At 71.6% G+C, this 19,703-nt stretch carries 21 protein-coding genes; 10 read left to right on the top strand and 11 right to left on the bottom strand.

Translation table 11 applies throughout. The annotated features are described in order from the left end of the window. Positions 1-9: 9 nt before the first annotated feature. Together ABZS77_RS19300 and ABZS77_RS19295 are read right to left on the bottom strand one after the other, a co-directional pair. Positions 10-735 (bottom strand): DUF6069 family protein, encoded by a 726-nt coding sequence (locus ABZS77_RS19300; protein ID WP_354824317.1) that lies wholly within the window; start codon positions 733-735, stop codon positions 10-12. Between the two features lie 4 nt (positions 736-739). Then, complete coding sequence (locus tag ABZS77_RS19295; protein ID WP_354824314.1) at positions 740-1,723, bottom strand: RNA polymerase subunit sigma-70; 984 nt, start codon at positions 1,721-1,723, stop codon at positions 740-742. Between the two features lie 113 nt (positions 1,724-1,836). On the opposite strand from ABZS77_RS19295, the gene ABZS77_RS19290 reads away from it, so the two are divergent. Then, a complete protein-coding gene (locus tag ABZS77_RS19290; protein ID WP_354824311.1) occupies positions 1,837-2,157 on the top strand; it encodes a DUF6582 domain-containing protein in 321 nt (106 codons plus the stop codon). 67 nt (positions 2,158-2,224) lie between these two features. Here the strand turns inward: ABZS77_RS19290 and ABZS77_RS19285 are convergent, their stop codons facing one another. Beyond that, positions 2,225-2,512, bottom strand: a complete 288-nt coding sequence (locus ABZS77_RS19285) for a hypothetical protein (RefSeq protein WP_354824308.1) — start codon at positions 2,510-2,512, stop codon at positions 2,225-2,227. A 53-nt stretch (positions 2,513-2,565) separates the two neighbouring features. Between ABZS77_RS19285 and ABZS77_RS19280 the strand changes: the two genes are divergently transcribed. From ABZS77_RS19280 to ABZS77_RS19265, 4 genes are all read left to right on the top strand, one after another. Then, positions 2,566-3,006: a hypothetical protein gene (locus tag ABZS77_RS19280; protein ID WP_354824306.1), complete on the top strand. Its 441-nt coding sequence runs from the start codon at positions 2,566-2,568 to the stop codon at positions 3,004-3,006. 75 nt (positions 3,007-3,081) lie between these two features. Continuing rightward, complete coding sequence (locus tag ABZS77_RS19275) at positions 3,082-3,723, top strand: alpha/beta hydrolase (RefSeq protein WP_354824303.1); 642 nt, start codon at positions 3,082-3,084, stop codon at positions 3,721-3,723. 81 nt (positions 3,724-3,804) lie between these two features. Further along, the gene (locus tag ABZS77_RS19270) at positions 3,805-4,341 is read left to right on the top strand and encodes an alpha/beta hydrolase (RefSeq protein ID WP_354824300.1); all 537 of its coding nucleotides are present in this window, start codon (positions 3,805-3,807) and stop codon (positions 4,339-4,341) included. A 100-nt stretch (positions 4,342-4,441) separates the two neighbouring features. Then, the gene (locus ABZS77_RS19265; RefSeq protein WP_354824297.1) at positions 4,442-4,798 is read left to right on the top strand and encodes a VOC family protein; all 357 of its coding nucleotides are present in this window, start codon (positions 4,442-4,444) and stop codon (positions 4,796-4,798) included. A gap of 42 nt (positions 4,799-4,840) precedes the next feature. Here ABZS77_RS19265 and ABZS77_RS19260 read toward each other — a convergent pair whose 3' ends face one another. The 5 genes from ABZS77_RS19260 to ABZS77_RS19240 form a co-directional block, all read right to left on the bottom strand. After that, a complete protein-coding gene (locus tag ABZS77_RS19260) occupies positions 4,841-5,023 on the bottom strand; it encodes a ribonuclease (RefSeq protein WP_354824294.1) in 183 nt (60 codons plus the stop codon). A gap of 77 nt (positions 5,024-5,100) precedes the next feature. Then, positions 5,101-7,050 carry an SIR2 family protein gene (locus tag ABZS77_RS19255; protein WP_354824292.1) on the bottom strand — a complete coding sequence of 650 codons (1,950 nt, stop codon included), beginning with the start codon at positions 7,048-7,050 and terminating at the stop codon, positions 5,101-5,103. A 428-nt stretch (positions 7,051-7,478) separates the two neighbouring features. Further along, the gene (locus tag ABZS77_RS19250) at positions 7,479-8,207 is read right to left on the bottom strand and encodes an alpha/beta hydrolase (protein WP_354824289.1); all 729 of its coding nucleotides are present in this window, start codon (positions 8,205-8,207) and stop codon (positions 7,479-7,481) included. 208 nt (positions 8,208-8,415) lie between these two features. Further along, positions 8,416-9,840 (bottom strand): NAD(P)/FAD-dependent oxidoreductase, encoded by a 1,425-nt coding sequence (locus ABZS77_RS19245; protein ID WP_354824286.1) that lies wholly within the window; start codon positions 9,838-9,840, stop codon positions 8,416-8,418. Between the two features lies 1 nt (position 9,841). Next, positions 9,842-10,402 carry a hypothetical protein gene (locus ABZS77_RS19240; protein WP_354824285.1) on the bottom strand — a complete coding sequence of 187 codons (561 nt, stop codon included), beginning with the start codon at positions 10,400-10,402 and terminating at the stop codon, positions 9,842-9,844. Between the two features lie 174 nt (positions 10,403-10,576). On the opposite strand from ABZS77_RS19240, the gene ABZS77_RS19235 reads away from it, so the two are divergent. Then, a complete protein-coding gene (locus tag ABZS77_RS19235; RefSeq protein WP_354824282.1) occupies positions 10,577-11,188 on the top strand; it encodes a TetR/AcrR family transcriptional regulator in 612 nt (203 codons plus the stop codon). Positions 11,189-11,226: 38 nt separating this feature from the next. On the opposite strand, the gene ABZS77_RS19230 is transcribed toward ABZS77_RS19235, so the two are convergent. Further along, complete coding sequence (locus tag ABZS77_RS19230) at positions 11,227-12,462, bottom strand: low temperature requirement protein A (RefSeq protein WP_354824279.1); 1,236 nt, start codon at positions 12,460-12,462, stop codon at positions 11,227-11,229. A 136-nt stretch (positions 12,463-12,598) separates the two neighbouring features. On the opposite strand from ABZS77_RS19230, the gene ABZS77_RS19225 reads away from it, so the two are divergent. Further along, positions 12,599-13,804 (top strand): serine hydrolase domain-containing protein, encoded by a 1,206-nt coding sequence (locus tag ABZS77_RS19225; RefSeq protein ID WP_354824276.1) that lies wholly within the window; start codon positions 12,599-12,601, stop codon positions 13,802-13,804. A gap of 57 nt (positions 13,805-13,861) precedes the next feature. Here the strand turns inward: ABZS77_RS19225 and ABZS77_RS19220 are convergent, their stop codons facing one another. Then, the gene (locus ABZS77_RS19220; RefSeq protein WP_354824273.1) at positions 13,862-15,901 is read right to left on the bottom strand and encodes a hypothetical protein; all 2,040 of its coding nucleotides are present in this window, start codon (positions 15,899-15,901) and stop codon (positions 13,862-13,864) included. 58 nt (positions 15,902-15,959) lie between these two features. Further along, entirely contained in the window at positions 15,960-16,877 is a 918-nt protein-coding gene (locus ABZS77_RS19215) for a MaoC/PaaZ C-terminal domain-containing protein (RefSeq protein WP_354824270.1), read from the bottom strand. A 145-nt stretch (positions 16,878-17,022) separates the two neighbouring features. Here ABZS77_RS19215 and ABZS77_RS19210 point away from each other — a divergent pair, with 145 nt between their 5' ends. Genes ABZS77_RS19210 through ABZS77_RS19200 form a run of 3 tightly spaced genes read left to right on the top strand, consistent with a single transcriptional unit; the run spans position 17,023 to position 19,693 of the window. Beyond that, positions 17,023-17,985, top strand: coding sequence for an ABC transporter substrate-binding protein (locus ABZS77_RS19210; protein ID WP_354824267.1), 963 nt, complete (start codon positions 17,023-17,025; stop codon positions 17,983-17,985). Beyond that, positions 17,982-18,866, top strand: coding sequence for an ABC transporter ATP-binding protein (locus ABZS77_RS19205; protein ID WP_354824264.1), 885 nt, complete (start codon positions 17,982-17,984; stop codon positions 18,864-18,866). The genes ABZS77_RS19210 and ABZS77_RS19205 overlap by 4 nt, the downstream gene beginning before the upstream one ends. Further along, positions 18,863-19,693 carry an ABC transporter permease gene (locus ABZS77_RS19200; RefSeq protein WP_354824261.1) on the top strand — a complete coding sequence of 277 codons (831 nt, stop codon included), beginning with the start codon at positions 18,863-18,865 and terminating at the stop codon, positions 19,691-19,693. Before ABZS77_RS19205 ends, ABZS77_RS19200 begins: the two co-directional genes overlap by 4 nt. Positions 19,694-19,703: the final 10 nt, after the last annotated feature.

Here is a 19,703-nt window from a genome sequence, read left to right as displayed (position 1 = left end):
CGCGGATCGTCAGTCGGTCCGGCCGCGCAGGCTCCGCGCCAGGGTGGGGATCATCACCGCCGCCGGGACGAGGTGCAACGCGACGAGGGCCGTGATGGTGGCGGTGTCGCCCCCGGAGAGCAGGGGCGGGACCACCGAGATCGCGGTCAGCGTCACCGCCGTCCAGACGAACCGTTCGGCGGGGCGTGCGCTCCACCGGAGCAGCGCGGCGGCGATGGCGACGCCCACGACGGAGAAGAAGCCGGTCACCACGGCGAACCCGGCCAGCGGGATCGTCTCGCCGCCCTCGGGTATCTCGAAGTCGACGCCGACGGCCCGGGCGAGGGCGGCGGCGAGGGTGGTGGCCACCATCGCCGCGAGCGTGGCGACGAGGCCGACGCCGGCGAGCCCGCGGATGCGGTGGGTGTGGCGGGTCCGGCCCGCCGCCGAGGCTGCGACGAGCCCGGTGTCGTTCGTGGTGTCCATGTCGGTCCTCCATCGTTCGGATTCTGGCGTCAGGGTGGGGCGGGAGGGGGTGGCCACGCGCACTCTCGCGGTGCGGCGGCCGGGGTTGCGCAGGGCACGGACGCCGGTGCCGTGGAGCCAGAACCCGGCGTCGCGTCCGAGGACCGGCCCGGGTTCGCCGTCACGCAGCTCCAGTTGCACCCGACCACGGGTGACGACGCCGAACGCGTCGCGCCACTGGTCGGCGACCACCGCGACACGTGCGCCAGCGCGCAGCGTGAGCGTCCGCACCTGACTACTCGGTGCCGTCCGCCGGCAGGCGCTCGGGCAGGCCGAGCCGTGGGAACTGGTCGTTGTGGAAGATGGTGATCTCGGTGATGGCGCCGCCGGTGATGCGCAGGACGTCGATGGTCAGTGGCAGGTACGCCCCCTCCCGCTCGCGCCAGAGGTAGAAGGCGACGGCGGGTTGCCGGTTGACCGAGGTGGGGACGGCGCGCAGTCCGGTCATCTCGCCGAAGCCGCCCTCGGTCCAGTCCCTCACCACGGCGTCGCGGCCGACGTGCAGACCGGGGGTGGGCGGCATCGAGCAGCGGACGTCGTCCCGCAGCATGGTGGTCAGCGTGGGGATGTCCGTGGCGACGCTGGCGTCGGTGAAGCGGCGTACCAGCTCACGCGTCCCGGCGTCCTCGTCGCCGCCGGCCCAGTCCTGCCGCTCGGCGGGCAGGTGCTCCCGCATCCCGGCGCGGGCCCGCTGCAACGCGCTGTTCACGGAGTTGACCGAGTCACCGAGCAGCTCCGCGACGTCCCTGGCCGGCCAGCCGAGCACGTCCCGCAGGATCAGCACGGCGCGCGGGCGCGGCGCGAGGTGCTGGACGGCGACCAGGTACGCCAGCTCGATCGTCTCCCGCGCGACGGCGACGGCCTCCGGCTCGTCCGCGTCACCGGCGGCCAGCTCGTCGAGCAGCCGGTCCGGGTACGGCTGGAGCCACAGCACCTCCCCGCCCGTGGCGGGCTCGGGGCGGCGCTTGGCGAGCAGGTCCAGGCAGGCGTTGGTGGCGATCCGGTACAGCCAGGCCCGGAACGTCGAGCGACCCGCGAAGGTCTCCCGCCGCCGCCACGCCCGCAGGAACGTCTCCTGCACGGTGTCCTCGGCGTCCTCGAACGACCCGAGCATCCGGTAGCAGTGCACGTGCAACTCCCGCCGGTGCCGCAGCGCCAGCCCCGAGAACGCCGACTCGTCGAACTCGCCGAGCTCCCCCAGCCGCATGTCCGCACTCATCACGCCATCCTTCCGCCCGTCATGTCCTGTCGTAGGTATGACGGGCCCGGTGACGACAACTCATCACCGAGGGCGGTCGGCGGCGAAAAATCCGGTCAGGGGGGTGCTGTCGGGTGACGAGTGGGTATCGGTACGCGATGAAGTCCACCTGGAAGCCCCACGAGGAGCACGGCACCCTCTCCGAGAAGGAGAAGCGCGAGCTGCCGGCGAGTGTCTTCGCGTTTCCCGACAAGCGCAAGGAACCGCTGACCGACGCCGCTCACGTCCGCAACGCCGTCGCCCGGTTCGACCAGGTGCACGGCGTCGACGACGAGGAGCGCGACCTGGCGTTCCAGAACATCCTCGCCGCCGCCGCGCACTACGGCGTCGACGTGGTGGAGACCGACTGGCACCAGCTGGGCCGGCGGCCCCACACGCCGAATCCCGCCCACTGAGCAGCTCGGACGCGCACGACGACCGCTCCTCCGCGCGGAGGCAGCGCCAGGTCGTCGCGCGTCGGTGTCAGAAGGGGGGTGCGTCCTCGCCCATCAACGCCAGGACGACGCCTCCCTTTCCGCTCTTGAGGCCCTGGACCACGACCTTGCCGGTGCTGCCGTCGGGCAGCTCCAGGGTGAAGGTCTTCCCCACCGCGTTCTTGGGACCGTTGCCGGCGCTGTTGGCGGGTCGGAAGTCACCTGCCCAGGGCGGAATCCCACCCCTGCGGGCGGGCTCGGCGAAGAGAGCGGCGGTGCCGGGGGTCCTGGTGCCGTCGGAGGCGAGAAGCACTGAGGCGCTGCGATAGGTAGCCATATGCGCCAAAGGCTATCCCGGAGTGCGCTCGGGCAACAGGCTAGTTTGCTCAGATGAGTCTTCTTGATGACGTCGCGGGGCGCGACGGTTGGCGTTGCTGGGTGTGCGACGAGCCGGTCGACGCCGACATCTCGGTGAACGACCCGCGTGGTCCCAGCGTCGACAGCCGTACCGCCGACAGGAAGGCCAAGGTCACCGAGCGACTCGCGCACCGAGCCTGCAACTCACGCAAGGGGGCGGCCAAGGTGGTCATCGCCTGGCCGGACCGCCTGCACGTGGTGGAGCCCGCACCGCTGATCACCGTCGCCGAGCGGCTCGAACGCAAGGGGGGCCGCGAGCTGGTCGCCCGCTGCCCGAGCAGGAAGGACGCCCAGGAGGCGGCGGACTGGCTGGTCGACCGGTTCTCCCGGCTGGCACCCGGACTCCCGGTGACGGCCAGCGTCGACGCCGGTGGCGGGCAGTACCTCGTCGCCCTGGCCGCCGGCCGTCGCTGACCGGTCGCGCCCGGCCCGGTGGGCGACCGGGGCGCGCACGCCTGTCTGTCGTACCCGGCTGCGAGGCTTGCGGCCATGGCGACGTTCGTTCTGATCCACGGTGGCGGCGGCAGCGCGTGGGACTGGCACCTTCTGGTCCCCGAGCTGGCTGACCGTGGCCACGATGTGGTGGTACCGGAGCTGCCGATCGAGGACCCGTCGGCGGGGTTCGCCGAGTTCCGCGAGACGGTCGTCAACGCGATCGGCGACCGGCGCGACCTTGTCGTCGTCGGGCACTCGTACGGCGCGTTCACCGCACCCCTGATCGCCGACGAACTACCGGTGCGGCTGGTCGTCCTGCTCACGCCGATGATCCCGAAGCCCGGCGAGAGGCCCGGCGACTGGTGGAGCAACACCGGTTACCAGGGCACCGAGGGGCTCAGCGAGGAGCAGCAGTTCTACAACGGCGTGCCGGCCGAGATCGTCGCGCAGGCGGCGGCGCACAACCGGGACCAGGTCAGTGCCGAAGGCAACGAGCCGTGGCCCCTGGACGCCTGGCCGGACGTACCGACGAAGGTCCTCATCGGCCGTGACGACCGGTTCTTCCTCCCGGACTTCCAGCGCCGGGTGGCCGCCGACCGGCTCCAGGTCACCCCGGACGAGTTCGACGGTGGCCACACCGTGACGCTCAGCCACCCGAAGCGACTCGCCGACCAACTGACCGCCTACCTGCGCTGACGATGCCAGCGGCCCCGCCGCGAACGGGCACCCGGCGACGACGTGGTTGGATCGGCGGCGTCGATCCGGAAGGGGGACGTGGTGGCACGCACGGCGATCATCTTTCACGGGACGGGCGGCAACCCGGACGTGTGCTGGTACCGCTGGCTGGCGGGGCGGCTCGAGGCCCGGGGCTACGCCGTCGAGGTCCCGCACTATCCCGGCATCAACGACGAGCCGATCGCCACGTTCCTGCCGAAGGTGCTGGCCGGGCACACCTTCGACGAGGACACCGTCCTGGTGGGTCACTCCGGCGGCGCGGCGCTCCTGCTGGCGCTCCTGGAGCACGTCGGTGTCACAGTCGCGCAGGCGATCCTCGTCGCCGGCTACTGCACCCGGCCCAACACCAGCGAAGAACCGGTCCTGCAGGAGAGCTACGACTGGGCCGCGATCCGGTCGCACGTACGGGACATCTCCTTCATCAACTCGCGCGAGGATCCGTACGGTTGCGACGAGCGCCAGGGACGCGCCATGTTCGAGCGGCTCGGCGGCACCCAGATCGTGCGCGACGACGGGCACTTCGGCGACTACGACCAGCCGTACGACCGTTTCGAACTGCTCGACCGCCTCATCCCCTGACGTGCGCCGCTACAGCGGGCCAGGCCGGCCGGCCCGCTGTCGTCCCGTCCGGGGCACCGCACTGTCGCGACGGCGGACGGCACACTGCAACAATCGGTACGTGGCGAACGTCTGGTCCGGTGTCACGATCGATTGCGTCGACCCCGAGCGGGTGGCCCGGTTCTGGAGCGGGCTGCTCGGTCGCGAGCCCGGCCCGTCGCGAGAGGGCTGGGTCTACCTCGGCGAGCGCGGCGACCCCCAGCCGCGGTTGGTGTTCCAGCCGGTGCCGGAGCCGCGAACGGGCAAGGTGCGCGTACACCTCGACGTCACCGTCGATGACATCGACGAGGCGATGACGACGGTCGCCGATCTCGGAGGCCGGTTCACCGGTGAACGACACGACTATGACGAGGGCGTGGTCGTCGTCATGGCCGACCCCGAGGATCACGAGTTCTGCCTCGTCCAGCACTACGACTGACGGCTTCAAGGTCGCACCCGCTCCGGTCAGCCGCGCGGCGGGCTACTCCTCCGGGACGCGCGGCCCGACCTCGCCCCGCCGCAGATGCTCAGCGTTGCGGTCGGCTTCGCTGTCGGCGTGCTCGGCGCCGGAACCCGGGTCCGTCGTCCGGTGGCCCTCGGCGTCCTGGTAGACCTGGCCGGTCTCGAGGGCCCTCTCCTGCTGACTCTGCTCAGGGGTGGTCATGGCACCACACGTACCCTCCGGAGGCACCAGCAAACGGTCACCGACGCCTGGACCGCACCCGCGTGCCGGGGACGCCGTCAGCAGAAGAACACCTCGTCGGGGCGGGCGCCGTCGGCCAGAACGAGCGCCGCCTCGGCGTGCCGGACCAGGACCCGCACCCCGCTCGCGGCGGCCAGGTCGCGGGCCGCGTGCAGGTCGGTGCGAGAGGCACCCTGTTCGACGGCGACCAGGCCGGCACCGAGCAGGGCGGAGCAGCGTTGGATCGGGTAGGCGGAGGCGTCCGCCACCGTTCGGTACAGCTGGGCCGCCCGGTCGAGGTCGTGCTCGTGCACCCGGGTGTACTCGGCACGTTCGAGGATGACGGCCTCGGTGGAGAAGGGATGGTCGCGAGTGTAGAAGGCCGCGGTACTCGACCTGCTGGCGTCCAGCTCGGCGAGCTTGCCGGGGAAGCCGCCCGGATCGGTGCGGCGGGTCAGGGTGAGCCGCGCCGTCAGCACCGTGACCACGCCGTCGAGGAGGCCCTCACCACGAAAGCGCAGTTCGCTGAGGTGGTAGTGGCCTGCGGCGGCGACGTCGTCGCCCTCGTGCAGGGCAAGGCTGCCCTCCAGGTAGTCGGCCCAGGCGACCATGCGGTTGGCGGCGATGGCCACCGAGGGGCGCAGATCCTCGTCCACGCAGCGACGGCACTCGTCGAGGCGGCCGGCCCACATCAGGGCGTACGCGCGCTGGAACGCGGCACCCGCGACGCGGACCTGGTTCGGGTCCACCTCCTGGCGGGCACGCTCGTACGCCCGGGCGCCGACGCGGGCGGCCTCGTCGAGGTTGCCGGTCATCCGCAACGAGCTGGCACGGAGGGCGAGAAGGGTCGACGGGCTCCGGTCGTCGAGGTCGTCCGTGCCGCGCAGGACCCGTTGGTGGTCACCGTGCCGCGAGTGGGCGGCAATCAGCTTGCTCTCGGCGACCTTCCGCTTCCCGTCCGGGAGCAGAGGCGTCCGCGCGATCACCCCCAGCGGTACGGTCACCCACCGGCCCGCGTTGTTGACGACCTGCGCGCCCAGCTGTTTCAGGGTCTTGAGCCGGTCCGGATTGCGGGGCAACGTCCGCAGACCCGCCCGTACGGCACCCCGCCAGTCCCCGAGCACACCTCGCACCTGCACCTGGGCCAACGCGAGGTTTCCGCCCAGGGTGGGGAATGGCCGGGGCGGCGGCGTGACGGGCAGCTGATCCACCAGGTCCCGGTCCACCGCGACCAGCCCGTTGTCGGTGCACCAGGCGACGAACTCCCGGGACGGGTTCGGCGAGGGGACCGTGAACAGGGTGCCCTTCGTCGCGCAGCTCCGCAGCAGACGGGCCAGCCGACCCTCTTCGTCCACGCCGTCCTCGGGCCGGTAGAACCACATCACCGCCGTCGCCTCGGCGAGGATCCCGTCCCAGAGCGGCTGGAAGTCGAAGTCGCGCCCGCTGTAACCGATGAAGGCCACGACCCGGTGGCGGACCGCCTCCGTGAGAGCCTCCCGCCACCTCTGGTCGAGGCCCACGAGCACCTGCCGCGCGGTGACGATCAGGTCGCCGGGGAGCGAGCCGTGCGGTTTGTGGATCTCCCCGGGCTCGGCCGGGTCCGCCGGCCAGGAGACCGCGCGCAGGTCGGCGTCAGCCTCCTCGACAAGCGTGTCGAAGTTGACCGTCCACACGGCGCAGCCCATCGCCGCGAGCTGCGCCAACGCGACGTGCACCGCGTTGGGTCGCGGCGGCGCCGGCTCGACCGTCCGCAGGGTCCGGGACAGCCAGTCCTGCACGTCGACGCCGCTCTCCTTCAACGCGTGCATGAAGGGCTCCGGGGCGAGACCCTTGATGATCGCCTTCAGCCCGGGCTGGTCGAGATAGTCGGCCAGGCCGAGTTGCCTGAGGATCGCGTCACGCATGGGGTCGAACAGCGGCAGGGCCGCGGGAGGGGCGTAGGACGCACCGGCACCGGCGAACACGAACAGGTCGGCGTGCCGGGTGACGGAAGGTAGCCGATCCGTCATGTGGCGGCGGGCACCGTCGTACGAGTGATCACCTCGCACCGCCTCGGTCGTTCCCTGAACCACTGCCCCTGGGCGGCCCTCAGGCAGCGGTGCGTCGCGGCGCCGATCGCACGGGCGCGTTCACCGCGTACCCGGAAGTCGTGTTGACCTGCCACCACGCCATGACCTCCAGCCGGCCGTCTCTCCCGCAGCGACGCCGTGGCCCGGCCTGAGCTCTCCGGCACGCACAGGTCCTGCGAGCGGCGACGCCGCCTTCACCGCCGGCCGACGCCGATCCCACGCTGATGATGTCGCCCTGGCCGGCCGTCGGCCCTCCGCCTTTCGGGCAAGGCTGGCCGCGGGCGCACGCGGCAGGACCGGCGTGCCGGGCTGGCCCGGTGACCGGGCCTCGCATGGCTGGCGCACCCCGACGAGTCGGGAACGGCACCCTAGCTGGCGGTGGCGCGGGCGGCCGTGTCGATGAGGTCCGCGACCGGGCCGGGCTGCGAGACCGCCACGGCGTGGGACGCGTCGATCTCGACAGTCGTCGACCCGGCCCGCTTCGCCAGGAAGCGTTGCAGGTCCGGTGGGATGCCCAGGTCCTGGGTGCTGACCAGGGTCCAGGAGGGGATCGTCTTCCAGGCGGTCTTCGTCACGCCCTCCTGCTGGGCCGCGTCTGTGGGCGGTCGCTGGGTCACCGCCATCAGCTCAGCGGTGTCGGGGTCGACGTCGGCCGCGAACACCGCCGGGTACTTGTCCTGATGGATGTACTGCTCCATGGCCGTGCCACCGCCGTCGACGGGGATCGGCAGCATCTTGATGGAGGTGCCGAGCTGGCTTCCGGGGTACTTGGCGACCAGATCCAAGACGCTTTCGCCGACCTCGGGGCTGATGCTGGCGACGTACACCAGAGCCTTGACGTTGGGGGCGCCATCCGCGGCCTCGGTGATCACCGCTCCGCCGTACGAGTGGGCGGCCATCACGACCGGCCCGGAAATCGCGTCCACAACAGACCGCACGTAGGCGGCGTCCTTCTGCACACCCCGCAACGGGTTCGCGACGGCCATGACCGGGTAACCCCGGCGCTTGAGGTGGGCGATGACCCCGTTCCAGCTCGACGAGTCGGCGAAGGCGCCGTGTACGAGAACAATTGTGGGCATGTCAGAAGCGGCGTTCATCTGGCATTCCTTTCGAGAGGCCTCGGCTGTCCGCTGAACGCGGTGGCGCGGGCCGGACGACGGTGATGTTCGACGGCGTCTCGCTGACGGCCGCGTACCGGCTCCCACTTCCGGAGGTGGGAGCCGTGCGACAGGACCAGTATCAAGGCCGGTCAGACTCCTGTCAGCGAGATCTGCGAAGCCGGCGGCAGGGGCACGTGTCGGGCCGTCAACGGCCGTATGTCTCCAGCAGCCGCAGCCAGATCTCGCTGACGGTGGGGTACGCGGGGACCGCGTGCCACAGCCGGTCCAGCGGGACCTCGCCGACGACGGCGATCGTGGCGGCGTGGATCAGTTCCGCGACGTCCGGGCCGGCGAGGGTGCAGCCGACGATCACCTTCCGGTCCTCGTCGACGATCATGCGCGCGTGGCCCCGGTAGCCGTCCGCGTGCAGGGAGGATCCGGCAACGGCGCCCAGGTCGTGGTCCACGACCCGGGTCCGCAGTCCGGCCGCCCCGGCCGCGGCCGCGGTCAGTCCCACCGACGCGATCTCCGGGTCGGTGAAGATCACCTGCGGCACCGCACGCTCATCGGCCGTGGCCGCGTGCCGGCCCCACCTGCCGTCCTGGACCTCCTGGCCCGTCGCCCGCGCCACGATCACGTCGCCCACCGCGCGCGCCTGGTACTTGCCCTGATGCGTGAGCAGCACCCGCCGGTTCACGTCACCTGCGGCGTACAGCCACTCCCCGCCGCCGACGACGCGTAACGTGTCGTCGACCGCCAGCCAGGCTCCCGGCGTCAGCCCGATGCTCTCCAGGCCGATGTCCCCGGTGTTCGGCGTACGACCGATCGCCACGAGAACCTCGTCGGCCTCCACCCGACCGCCGTCGGCGGTGGTGATGTCGACGGTTCCGCTGTCGTCCCGGCGGACGGAGACGGCATCCGCGCCACCCCGTACCGACACACCTGCCGCGCGCAACGACTCGGTGACCAGCTCACCCGCGAACGGCTCCACCGACGGCAACACACCGTCGCGGGCCAGCACCGTCACCGCGGATCCCAGAGCGGAGAACGCGGTCGCCATCTCGGCCGCCACCACGCCACCACCGATGATGGCGAGCCGGCGGGGAACCGACCCGGCCGAGGCCGCCTCCCGACTGGACCACGGCGCTGCCTCCCGCAGGCCTGGGACATCCGGCAGGAGAGCGCTGCTCCCGGTCGCGACGACCACCGCGTGTCGCGCGGCCAACCTCGTCGTGACACCGTCGGCGCCGGTCACCTCGACGACCCGGGCGGAAGCGATCCGCCCCTGGCCGCGGTGCAGCGCGATCCCGGCCGACTCCAGCCACGCCACCTGCCCGTCGTCCTTCCAGTGCGACGCGAAGGAGTCCCGGCGAGCCAGCACCGCCGCCACGTCCAGCTCACCCGTCACCGCCTCGCGGGCACCCGGCATCTGCCGCGCCGCCCGCAGCACGGACGCGCTGCGCAGCAACGCCTTGGTCGGCATGCACGCCCAGTACGAGCACTCGCCGCCGACCAGTTCCCGCTCGACGACGGCAGCGGTCAGGCCTCCCCGCACGACCCGGTCGGCGACGTTCTCCCCGACCGGGCCGGCACCGATCACGACGACGTCGTACCCGATGGTGGTGGTCATGTCAGTTGCCCTTCGCGCGGCGGCCGAGACGCAGGGCGGCGATGAGGAAGAAGATGGCGCCGGGGATGGCGTAGCCTGCCGCGTTGGTCAGCGACGGGTCGTCCGCGGAAGCGGCGACGATGAAGGACCCACCGGCCAGCACCGAGATGCCGCCACTGATGATCATCGGCCACTGTCCGCCCATCCGGCGACGGGTGACGCCCACGACGAGCTGGACCAGACCGGCCACGACCGCCCAGGCGCCCCACACGCGCAGCACCGCCGGAATGCCGGACGCGGCCGCGACACCCACGCCGACGGCGGCGATCAGACTGACCGCGACGTTCACGTACAGCAGGGACGGCGTGCCGGTGGTGCGCGACGAGCGGAGGTCGTAGATGGCGGCGCCCACGTCGAACAGCGGGTAGAGCACGAACAGCACCACCGTGAGGGGGGCGATCTCCGTGGCGGTCGTGATCGCCACGAGTGCCCACACGATGGCGAACGCGAAGCGGACGAAGTAGAGGCGGCGCAGCGCGGCAGCGGTCTGGGACATGCCTGTCGAGGAAGCAGTGGTGGTCACGGGGGCCCTTCCGGAAACGCGAGGAGACCGAACGTTCTGTCTTGTTCAGCATGGCCGCGCCGACGCCGATTAGCAAGACCGACCGTTCTATCTGTCCGAGTGACCTGCCGCACAGCGAAGTCAGCGGTCCGCGAGACGCATCAGACCGAACGTTCTATCCGCTAAAGTGGGGGTATGGCACGTGGCGACACCGACACCCGGCCCTCCGAGGCGCGACAGCGGCTCCTGGCCACGGCGACCCGGATCTTCTACGCCGAGGGCATCCACTCCGTGGGCGTCGACCGGATCATCGCCGAGGCGAAGGTGACCCGAGCCACCTTCTACCGGCACTTCCCCAGCAAGGAAGACCTCATCCTCGCGTACCTGCGTGAGGTCCACGAGATGGAACGCGGCAGGGTCGACGCGGCCATCGCCGCCAACCCGTCGGCGGTCGACCCCCTCCTGGAGATCGCCGGCTCCATCGCTCAGCACATCCAGTCCCCCGGGTTCCGTGGATGCGCCTTCCTCAACGCCGCGGCGGAGTACCCGGACACCGACAATCCCGTACGCCAGGAGATCATCGCCCACCGGCGGTGGTTCCTGGACACGCTCACCACGCTGATGGCCCAGGTGCACCCGGAGACGGCGGATCCCGCCGCGCGCCACTTCGTCATGCTCCGCGACGGCGCCATGGCAGCCGGCTGCCTCTTCGACCCGTCCCTGGTGTCCGACACCTTCCTCCAGGGGGTCGAAGGACTGCTGCGCATCAACACCGAACGCCGGGCGAGCGACTCCGCCCGCTCGTAACGAGCCTCGCCCAGGCCGGCGGCGCGGGCGACGACGGGTCAGGCCTCGCAGTCGCGATCCCCGGGTGTCTCCCCCGCGACCGGTGAGGCGGGGACCTCCGTCGGCCGTCCCCGACTCCGCCGCGCGTCCAGGAGCGCGACCAGGGCCAGCACGCCGGCCACCACGCTCAGCCCGACCATCGGCTCCCAGCGGGCCACCGCCGGCGTGAACAGCAGCAGCGCCACCAGGCCGACGATCCGGGATCGGGAGACCCGGCCGAAGATCTCGTGCTCCAGCCGTGCGCGGGCGACGAGGAAGAGCATCGGACCGCCGACCAGGAACAGGAGCCAAGCGGGCCGGGGCGGTCCGAACGGGTCATCGATCACCAGCTCGTAGCCGACCGAGGTGACGAGCACGCTGAGCACGATCAGCAGATGCGTCCGTTCCGACATCGCGCCCAGCCGACCGGGCGGGGTCGCCCGCTCCAGAGCCTCGGTCAGCAGCAGACCGGCGCGGTGGAAGTAGATCCGCCAGATCAGCGCGCTGGTCGCGAACGCGACGACGAAGGCGGCCGCCCGCTCCCCGGAATAGTCGGCGCCGCTGAAAACCGTGCCGAGAACCAGAATCGACTCACCCAGGGCGATGAGAACCATCTGCTGGTACCTGTCGGCGAGATGCGTCCCGGCGATCCGCCAGCGGCCGATCCTCGAAGCGCCGACCCGGGGCAGCGGCCAACCCAGGGTCCAGGCGAGGTAGTCGACAGCGAGGGCCACGGCCCACAGCGACAGGCGGAACCGGTCCGGTCCCAACGCGCCTACCAGCCACAGCGGCGCGGTCGCCGCGGCCCATACGGCGAGCCGCAACGGCACCCTCCGTCGCGGATGGCCACTCAGCGCGGCGGCGACCACAAGCGGTCGCACCACCATCACCACCAGGTACGCGGCCACGAACGGCACCGCCCGCTCCTCCATGGCGCGTGGCAACGTCACCGCCATCACCAGCCCGGCGAACATGGTGCCGACCACGACCGCCTGGACGACCGGCTGCTCCGGCTCGTAACGGCTGGTGATCCAGGCGGTGTGCGACCAGATCAGCCAGAGCGCCAGAAAGAGCAGCAGCGTACGACCGAACCCCTCGGCGAGCGCCCAGCCGGTGTCGTCGCCCAGGCCGGCGAATCGTTGCGAGACCCGGGTGAGGGCCACCACGAACGCCAGATCGAAGAAGAGCTCCAGGAACGTGGCCCGTCCCGAACTCTCGGCAGGACGAAGCAGTGCGGCACCCCGTCCCGCCGTCATCGACCGCCCCCCGTTCCACCCTGTCGCCCAACGAGCCGTTGTCAGGGGGGTTGCGTCGACGGACGACGGCGGGGCCGTGCGGGCAACCGGTAGCAGGCGACACGGCTACCATCGATGCCACTCTGGATCGACCGAGGTGAGGGAGCTGCACGTGTCGGTGGGCGGGTTCTCGGCGAAGCGGCTGGTCCGGGTACGCGACCTGCTCGAGCGGCACGTCGACTCCGGTTTCGTTCCCGGCCTGATGATGGTCCTGGCCCGCCGGGGCGAGGTGCACGTCGAGGCCAGGGGGACTCTCGCGTTCCACGGCGCCGGCTCGCGGGTCCCGATGGCGGGAGACACGATCGTTCGCCTGGGGTCGATGTCGAAGCCGATCGTCGCGGCCTGCGCGATGACCCTGGTCGAGGACTGCACGCTGCGCCTGGACGACCCGGTGGACGACCTGCTGCCGGAACTGGCGGACATGCGGGTGCTCGGCGATCCGACCCGGCCGCTGGACGAGACGGTTCCCGCGACCCGTCCGACGACGCTGCGGGACATGCTGACCTTCACCACCGGCACCGGCACCGTCCTGGCCGAGCAGGGCACCGCCCCGATCGCCGACGCCCTGGACTCGATCGGCCAGCCGCACCTGGACGAGTGGGTGCGCCGCCTCGGCGCGCTGCCCCTGGTCCACCAGCCCGGTGAGCGCTGGATGTACCACACCCCCGCCGACGCGACGGGCGCCCTCATCGCCCGCGCCACCGGCAAGTCCCTCGGCGAGGCCCTGCGCGAACGGCTCTGCGACCCGCTGGGGATGACGGACACCGGGTTCAGTGTGGACGCCGACAGCCTCGACCGGTTCTCGACGGCGTACGACCGGGACAGCGCCCCCACCGGCGAGGCGGTCGTCGAGGACCTGCCGGACGGGGCGTTCAGCAGGCCGGCGACGTTCGAGAGTGGAGGCGGTGGGCTCGTCTCGACCGCCGACGACTTTCTCGCCTTCGCGTCCGCGCTGCTCGCCGGCGGCACCCACCGCGGCGAGCGGGTGCTCTCGCGGGCGTCGGTGGCCCTGATGACCACCGACCACCTGACACCCGAGCAGAAGGCGATCTCCGGATTCTGGCCGGGGTACTTCGACTCCATCGGCTGGGGTTTCGGGATGTCGGTCATCACGAGGTGCGGGCGCATCGGCCCCTCGGTGGGCAGTTACGGCTGGCCCGGCTTCTACGGCACCGCCTGGTACAACGATCCCGCCGAGGACATGACAGCCCTCGTCATCATGCAGCGGGCACATATGGGCGACCAGAGGCTGCCGATGTGGAGCGACTTCTGGACCACCGCCTACCAGGCGATCGACGACTGACCCGGGTCGGCCGGGCCCGCCGGGAGGGTGCTCCCGGCGGGCCCGGCCGGTGACGCGTCAGGGGCAGGGCGTACGCGCGCAGACGTCGATGACCTTCCCGGTACGGAGGAAGACCGCCTTCTGCTTCTGCGCTTCGGGCTGGGCGCGCGGGAACTCGTGCGGGTCGTCGCCGTACTCCGGCCCGGCAGGGGCGAGGTTGGTCGGCGGTGGGGCGTACGCGGCGCCGCTGTTCCAGACCACCATCGCCGAGCCGGTGTACGGGTACCTGCGGATCGGCGCGATGCCCCAGTACGGCCGCACGTCGGTCGACCAGCCATCGGCGAGCGCCGGGGTGTGCAGGCGGGCGCCGATGGTGCGCGCCTGCACCTCGGCCGCGGCGGGCGAGACCTGGTGGTCGCCGAAGGCCACGTGCATCAGCACCTGGTGCGCCGGGGTGTTCGGCAACGGTCGGTCGGTCATGTGCTGGGCGTACCCGTTGGCCTCGGAGCGGTCCCACAGCATCTGCAGCAGCGCGAGGATCAGTTGCTGGTCGACCCTGTCCGGGTAGGAGCCGTCCAGGACGTTTTGGAACGGCGCGAAGTCCACGCTGCGTTGCAGCAGCGTGGAGTAGTTCATCGCCGGTACGCCGAGCACCGAACGGGTCCAGTCCTGGGCGATGGCGGTGAGCGCGCCGCCGTTGATGCCGCCCTGACTGTTGCCGTCGTAGTGCAGCCCTCCGGCCACGTCGATCAGCGGTCGTGCGCTGCCGTCCCGGAACGCCGGGTGGGCGGCGAACCCGCCGGGGTGGATCATCGCGCGGCCCAGGAAGAGGAAGTTCAGGTAGCTCTGCTGCAACCGGTCGGCCACGGCGGGGAAGGCGGTGAGGTCGGTGAAGGCGCCCGCCACGTAGGGGACGTCGGCGGCGGCCATGCCGATCCAGCTGGTCGCGCAGAAGGTGAAGCCGTACGTGTTCGACATCGTCTTGACGTTTCCGGCGTTGATCTCGGTGGGTCTGCCGAGCAGGCCGTGGCCGTAGAGCGAGAGCTGCGCCGGTCTCGCCGGGGAGGCGCTGCGCGGGATGTTGCAGACGAAGTCGGCCGCCACGGTCGCGCCGGACGGCGTGGGCAGGGCGTTCGGCGTCGGTGGTGTCCCGTTGCCGCCGACCGGCCCGTAGTGCAGCCGGGAGCCGGGCCCGCCGTCGCCGGTCAGGTAGGACGGCACGTCGACGGTGCCGGTCACCTGCCGGGCGATCAACGGGTCCTGCTCGGGGGTGTGGTCGGTGACCGTGGTGACGGTGAACGAGGGTGCCGCCCGGCGGAGGTCGGCGAAGGCGCTGTCCCGCACCGCCAGCATCCGGCCGGTCAGGCCCTGCCGGCTGGCGACCGTGAAGTCCCAGGCCAGATAGAGGCTGTGCCGCTTGACGCCGGCCCGGCCCAGGTCGCCGATGATCCGCTTCATCTGCGGCACGCGCGGGTCCCGATGGCCGAGGCCGACGCCCCTGGTGTACGCCGTGAACGCCTTCGGCGCCGGGATCACCGCACCCGTGCCGTCGCGCATGCCGCGAAGGCCCACGACGTACCGGGTGCCCTCGGTCAGCGCCACCGCCGGGCGGATGATCAATGACTGCCGGTCCGGCTGGCCGGCGGCGTGCGCGTCCAGCTCGGCCCAGTAGGGGGTGCGCTCGCCGGTCCGCGTGTTGAGCAGCACGATCGGCGCGTCCGGCGCCAGCGAGCGGCCGATGTCGGTGACCGGTGCGATCCCGGTGGCGGCGGTGTCGAGGCCGGGCACCCGAACCAGGATCGGCGATCCGGGGCTGAACCCGTCCTGCCGGTTCCACTCCGTCGGGTCGATCGGCGTTCCCTGGACGTTCGCGGGCATCGCGGAGGCCGCGAACCGCACCCGCTTGCCGGTGGGGCTGGTCCGGTCCGGCACGGTGAAGTGGTCGTTCGGGAACGGCAGCAGGCAGGCCGTCGGGTCGATCGGGTCGCAGCCCGGACGCCCGGTCGCGCCGGGAGTCGCGGGCGGTGCCGCGGCAGCGGCCGGAGCGAGCAGGACGGCGACCGCCGTCACCAGCACGGACACAGAGAGACGGAGCCGTACGGGGGTGGTCACACACATCTCCTTCGACGGTGGACGATGGCTCGGTGCGGAGCGAGGGTGGTGGGTGGTGTTCTTCCTACGCCCGTGAACGGATCTCAGCAAGGTGTGGTGACACTCCCCCGGGCGGCGGTGGCAGCACCCGGGCGACGCCCCGGGTGAGGACCAGCCGGCCGGTGCCGTCCACGGCCTGGAAGGCGGCGCCGTGGCGGCGGCGCCAGATGCGGATCGTCAGGGTGTCGCCGGGATACATGGGTGCCGTGAAGCGCGCGTCGACGCGGCGCAGCCGGGCCGGATCCGATCCGGCGACCGTGTGCAGCAGGGCACGCCCGGCGTAGCCGTACGTGCAGAGCCCGTGCAGCAGCGGCCGGGGCAGGCCGGCGCGATCAGCGACCGCTGGATCGCTGTGCAGCGGGTTGCGGTCGCCGCTGAGGCGGTAGAGCAGGGCCTGGTCGGTGGGCACCGGGTAGCTGATCTCGTGGTCGGGTGGTCCGGCCAGGGCCGGCCGGGCGGGCGCGGGGGCCCGGTCGCCGCCGAAGCCGCCAGCACCGATGACGAAGAAGCCCGCGGTGGCGGTGGCCAGCGGGCGGTCCTGCGCGTCGCGGATCCGGGAGACGACGCGGACCAGGGCGCCGCTCCCCTGGTCGTACACCGAGGTGACGGTGGCGGTGGTGCGGGCGGTGCCGGCGGCGGGCAGTTCGCGGTGCAGCACCAGGGACTGCTCGGCGTGCCGGACGGCCGCCGGGTCGCCGAGCGGGGGTGGGTCGGCGGCGAGCAGGGCCGCGAAGGTCGGTAGTGCCGCGTGTGGGTGGCCGGCGGAGTTCTCGGTGGTGAAGCGAAGTTCGGCGGCGGGGTCGTGCTGTCCCGCGCCGACGCCGAGGGCGTACAGCACCGCGTCGGTGCTACTCCAGTGCCGTTCGATCGTGCGCCGCCAGTGGCGCAGCGAGGCAGGGCTGAAACGGTCGCCGGGCAGTTCGGCGCCTGCGCGACGCATCATGGGAAGCCCCCGGTCGTGAGTCTGGACGGTAACGAACTGCTGGTCAGAGGGTCGTGATCTCTTGACGGTGTGCTCGGCCACACAGTACCGTCCCATATTAAGCAACACGGACCACCATATGAGCCGGTCGAGGACTGAGGTAGCCATGAAGATGCGAACGTTGCGGGTAGCGGCCGCGGCTCTGCTGATAACGGTCTCCGGGGCCGCATGCGCCGAGAACCAGACGGCCGACGAGGCCGGTGGCTCCGCCGCCGCACCGTCCGCCAACGTCACGTTCGGCGTGGGCGTCGACCCCGCGTACTCACCGATCTACCTCGCCGACCAGGACAAGCTGTTCGCCGAGGCGGGCGTCAACGTGACGGTGACCCAGTTCCAGGAGGGCACCGGCGGCCTCGACGCGATCCTGGCCAAGCAGGGCCAGTTCACCGCGAGCACCGAGTCCAGCCTGCTCAACCGGGCCACCCGCGGCGACATCAAGGGCCTGGCCGTGTTCTCCCAGTCCCCCAGCTTCATCAAGCTCGTCGCCCGCTCCGGGATCGCGGACGTGGCCGCCATCAAGAAGTACGGCGTCGTGCCCGGCACCGTCAACGAGTACGCCACCAACAAGGTCCTCGCGTCCAAGGGCATCAGCCGCGACGCGGTCGAGTTCGTCAAGGCCTCCCCCGCCGAGATGCCGGCGCTGCTGCAGCGCGGCGACGTCGACGGCTACATCATGTGGGAGCCGTGGCCGTCGCGCGGAGTCGCCAACGGCGGCAAGGTGCTGCTCACCAGCGGCGACATCGGCTACGTCTACAACCTCGTGATCGGCGTCGACGGCGCCTGGTACGAGGCGAACAAGGACGCCGCCAAGAAGGTCGTCGACACCGTCGGCAAGGCGTGCGAGCAGCTCACCGCCGACCCCGCGAAGTCTGGCACGGTCACCGAGAAGGCGATCAAGGTCCCGGCCGCCGAGGCGCAGACCCTCCTGGAGGGCGTGGAGTGCAAGGTTCGCGACTTCACCGACGAGGACCTGCAGCGCTACGCCGAGATCGCCAAGTTCCAGCAGGACAGCAAGATCGTGCAGAAGGCGGCGGACCCTGCGACGGTGATGGTCAGGGGCCTGGTGTGACCTCCGACGGCACACGTACCGCCAACCCGACCGGCCGGTCGTCCGCGACCGGCCGGGCCGGGGACCCCGTCTCCCTGCGCGACGTCGACATCCGCTTCGGCGACTTCGACGCGGTGCGCGGCGCGACGCTCGACATCGCGGCGGGCGAGTTCGTCTGCCTGCTCGGGCCCAGCGGCTGCGGCAAGTCGACGCTGCTCAACGCGGTCGCCGGGTTCGTCACACCGGCCGGCGGCGAGGTCACCTGCGGCGGCACCCCGGTCAGTGGACCGGACGTGGCGCGCGGCGTGGTGTTCCAGAGCGCGGAGGCGCTGTTCCCCTGGCTGACCGTCCGGCAGAACGTCGCGTTCGGCCCCCGGATGCGGCGCATGCCGAAGACACAGCGCACCGCCGTCGAGGACCGCTACCTGGCGATGGTCGGGCTCAGCCACAGCGCCGACCGGTTTCCCAGCCAGCTCTCCGGCGGCATGCGGCAGCGGGCGCAGCTCGCCCGGGTGCTCGCCAACGAGCCCTCCGTCATCCTCATGGACGAGCCGTTCGGGGCCCTGGATGCCCAGACCCGGCTGGTCATGCAGGTCGAACTGGACCGGATCTGGCGCGACACCGGCGCCACCATCCTGTTCGTCACCCACGACATCGGCGAGGCGATCCTGCTCAGCGACCGCATCGTCACCATGACGGCCGGCCCCGCCGCCGCCATCAAGAACGTGTACCCCTGCGATCTGCCCCGGCCCCGCGACCTCACCGACCCGGCCAGCGCCGCCCTGTTCCGGCAGCTGCGTGAGGACATCGGCGAGGAGGTGGCCCGCACCCTGCGGGCCCAGGGGCTCGACGACGGGCACGACGGCCGGCCGGCCGGTCACCAGGAAGGGGCGGGACGATGACCGTCGACGTGCGTACGGACCCGGCGCCCACCCCCGTCGCGCCGCGCCGCCCGGCGCGCCGGGCGAGCGCCCGGCCCCGACTGACCCGGATCGGGCTGTCGCTGCTCTCCGTGGCCCTCGGCATCGTCGTCTGGGACCTGGTGAGCCGCAACTACACCGCGTTCTTCCTGCCGTCGCCGATGCTGACCTGGCAGGGCGCGGTCGACCTTATCCGTGACGGCACCCTGTGGGACTCGATCAGCGCCTCGTCGACGCGCATCCTGACCGGCTGGGCTCTCGGCGTCGTGATCGGCGTGCCGGTGGGGCTGCTCATGGGGTGCATCCCCTGGTTGCGGCTGATGCTCGACCCGTACATCCAGTTCTTCCGGTTCGTCCCGCCGATCGCCTTCGTCACGCTGGCGATCATCTGGCTCGGCCCGGGCGAGGCGTCCAAGATCGCGCTGATCTTCTACACCACGGTCTTCATCGTCGCGCTCAACACCCTGGCCGGCGTGCTGGCCGTCGACGACCTGCGACTGCGGGCGGCCCGCGCCCTCGGCGCCTCGCCGCTGCGCACCCTCGTGTCGGTGGTGCTGCCGTCCACGGTGCCGCACGTCGTCACCGGCGCCCGGCTCGCCATGGGCAACTCGTTCCTGACGATCGTCTCGGCGGAGATCGTCGCGGCGCAGAGCGGGTTGGGCTCGCTGATCTGGACCGCCCGCAACTACGCCAAGACCGAGTGGGTCTTCGTCGGCATCCTCGCCCTCGGCCTCCTCGGCTACCTCTTCGACTGGATCCTGCGGACCGTCGCGCGGGGCAGCCTGCGCCGCTACGGCGTCACCTTCTGACGCCCTCCAG

It is taken from the genome of Micromonospora sp. NPDC005298, from assembly GCF_040607375.1.
Lineage (GTDB): Bacteria > Actinomycetota > Actinomycetes > Mycobacteriales > Micromonosporaceae > Micromonospora.
Note: the sequence above shows the minus strand (reverse complement) of the source record. Positions and strands in the feature narration are given on the sequence as shown.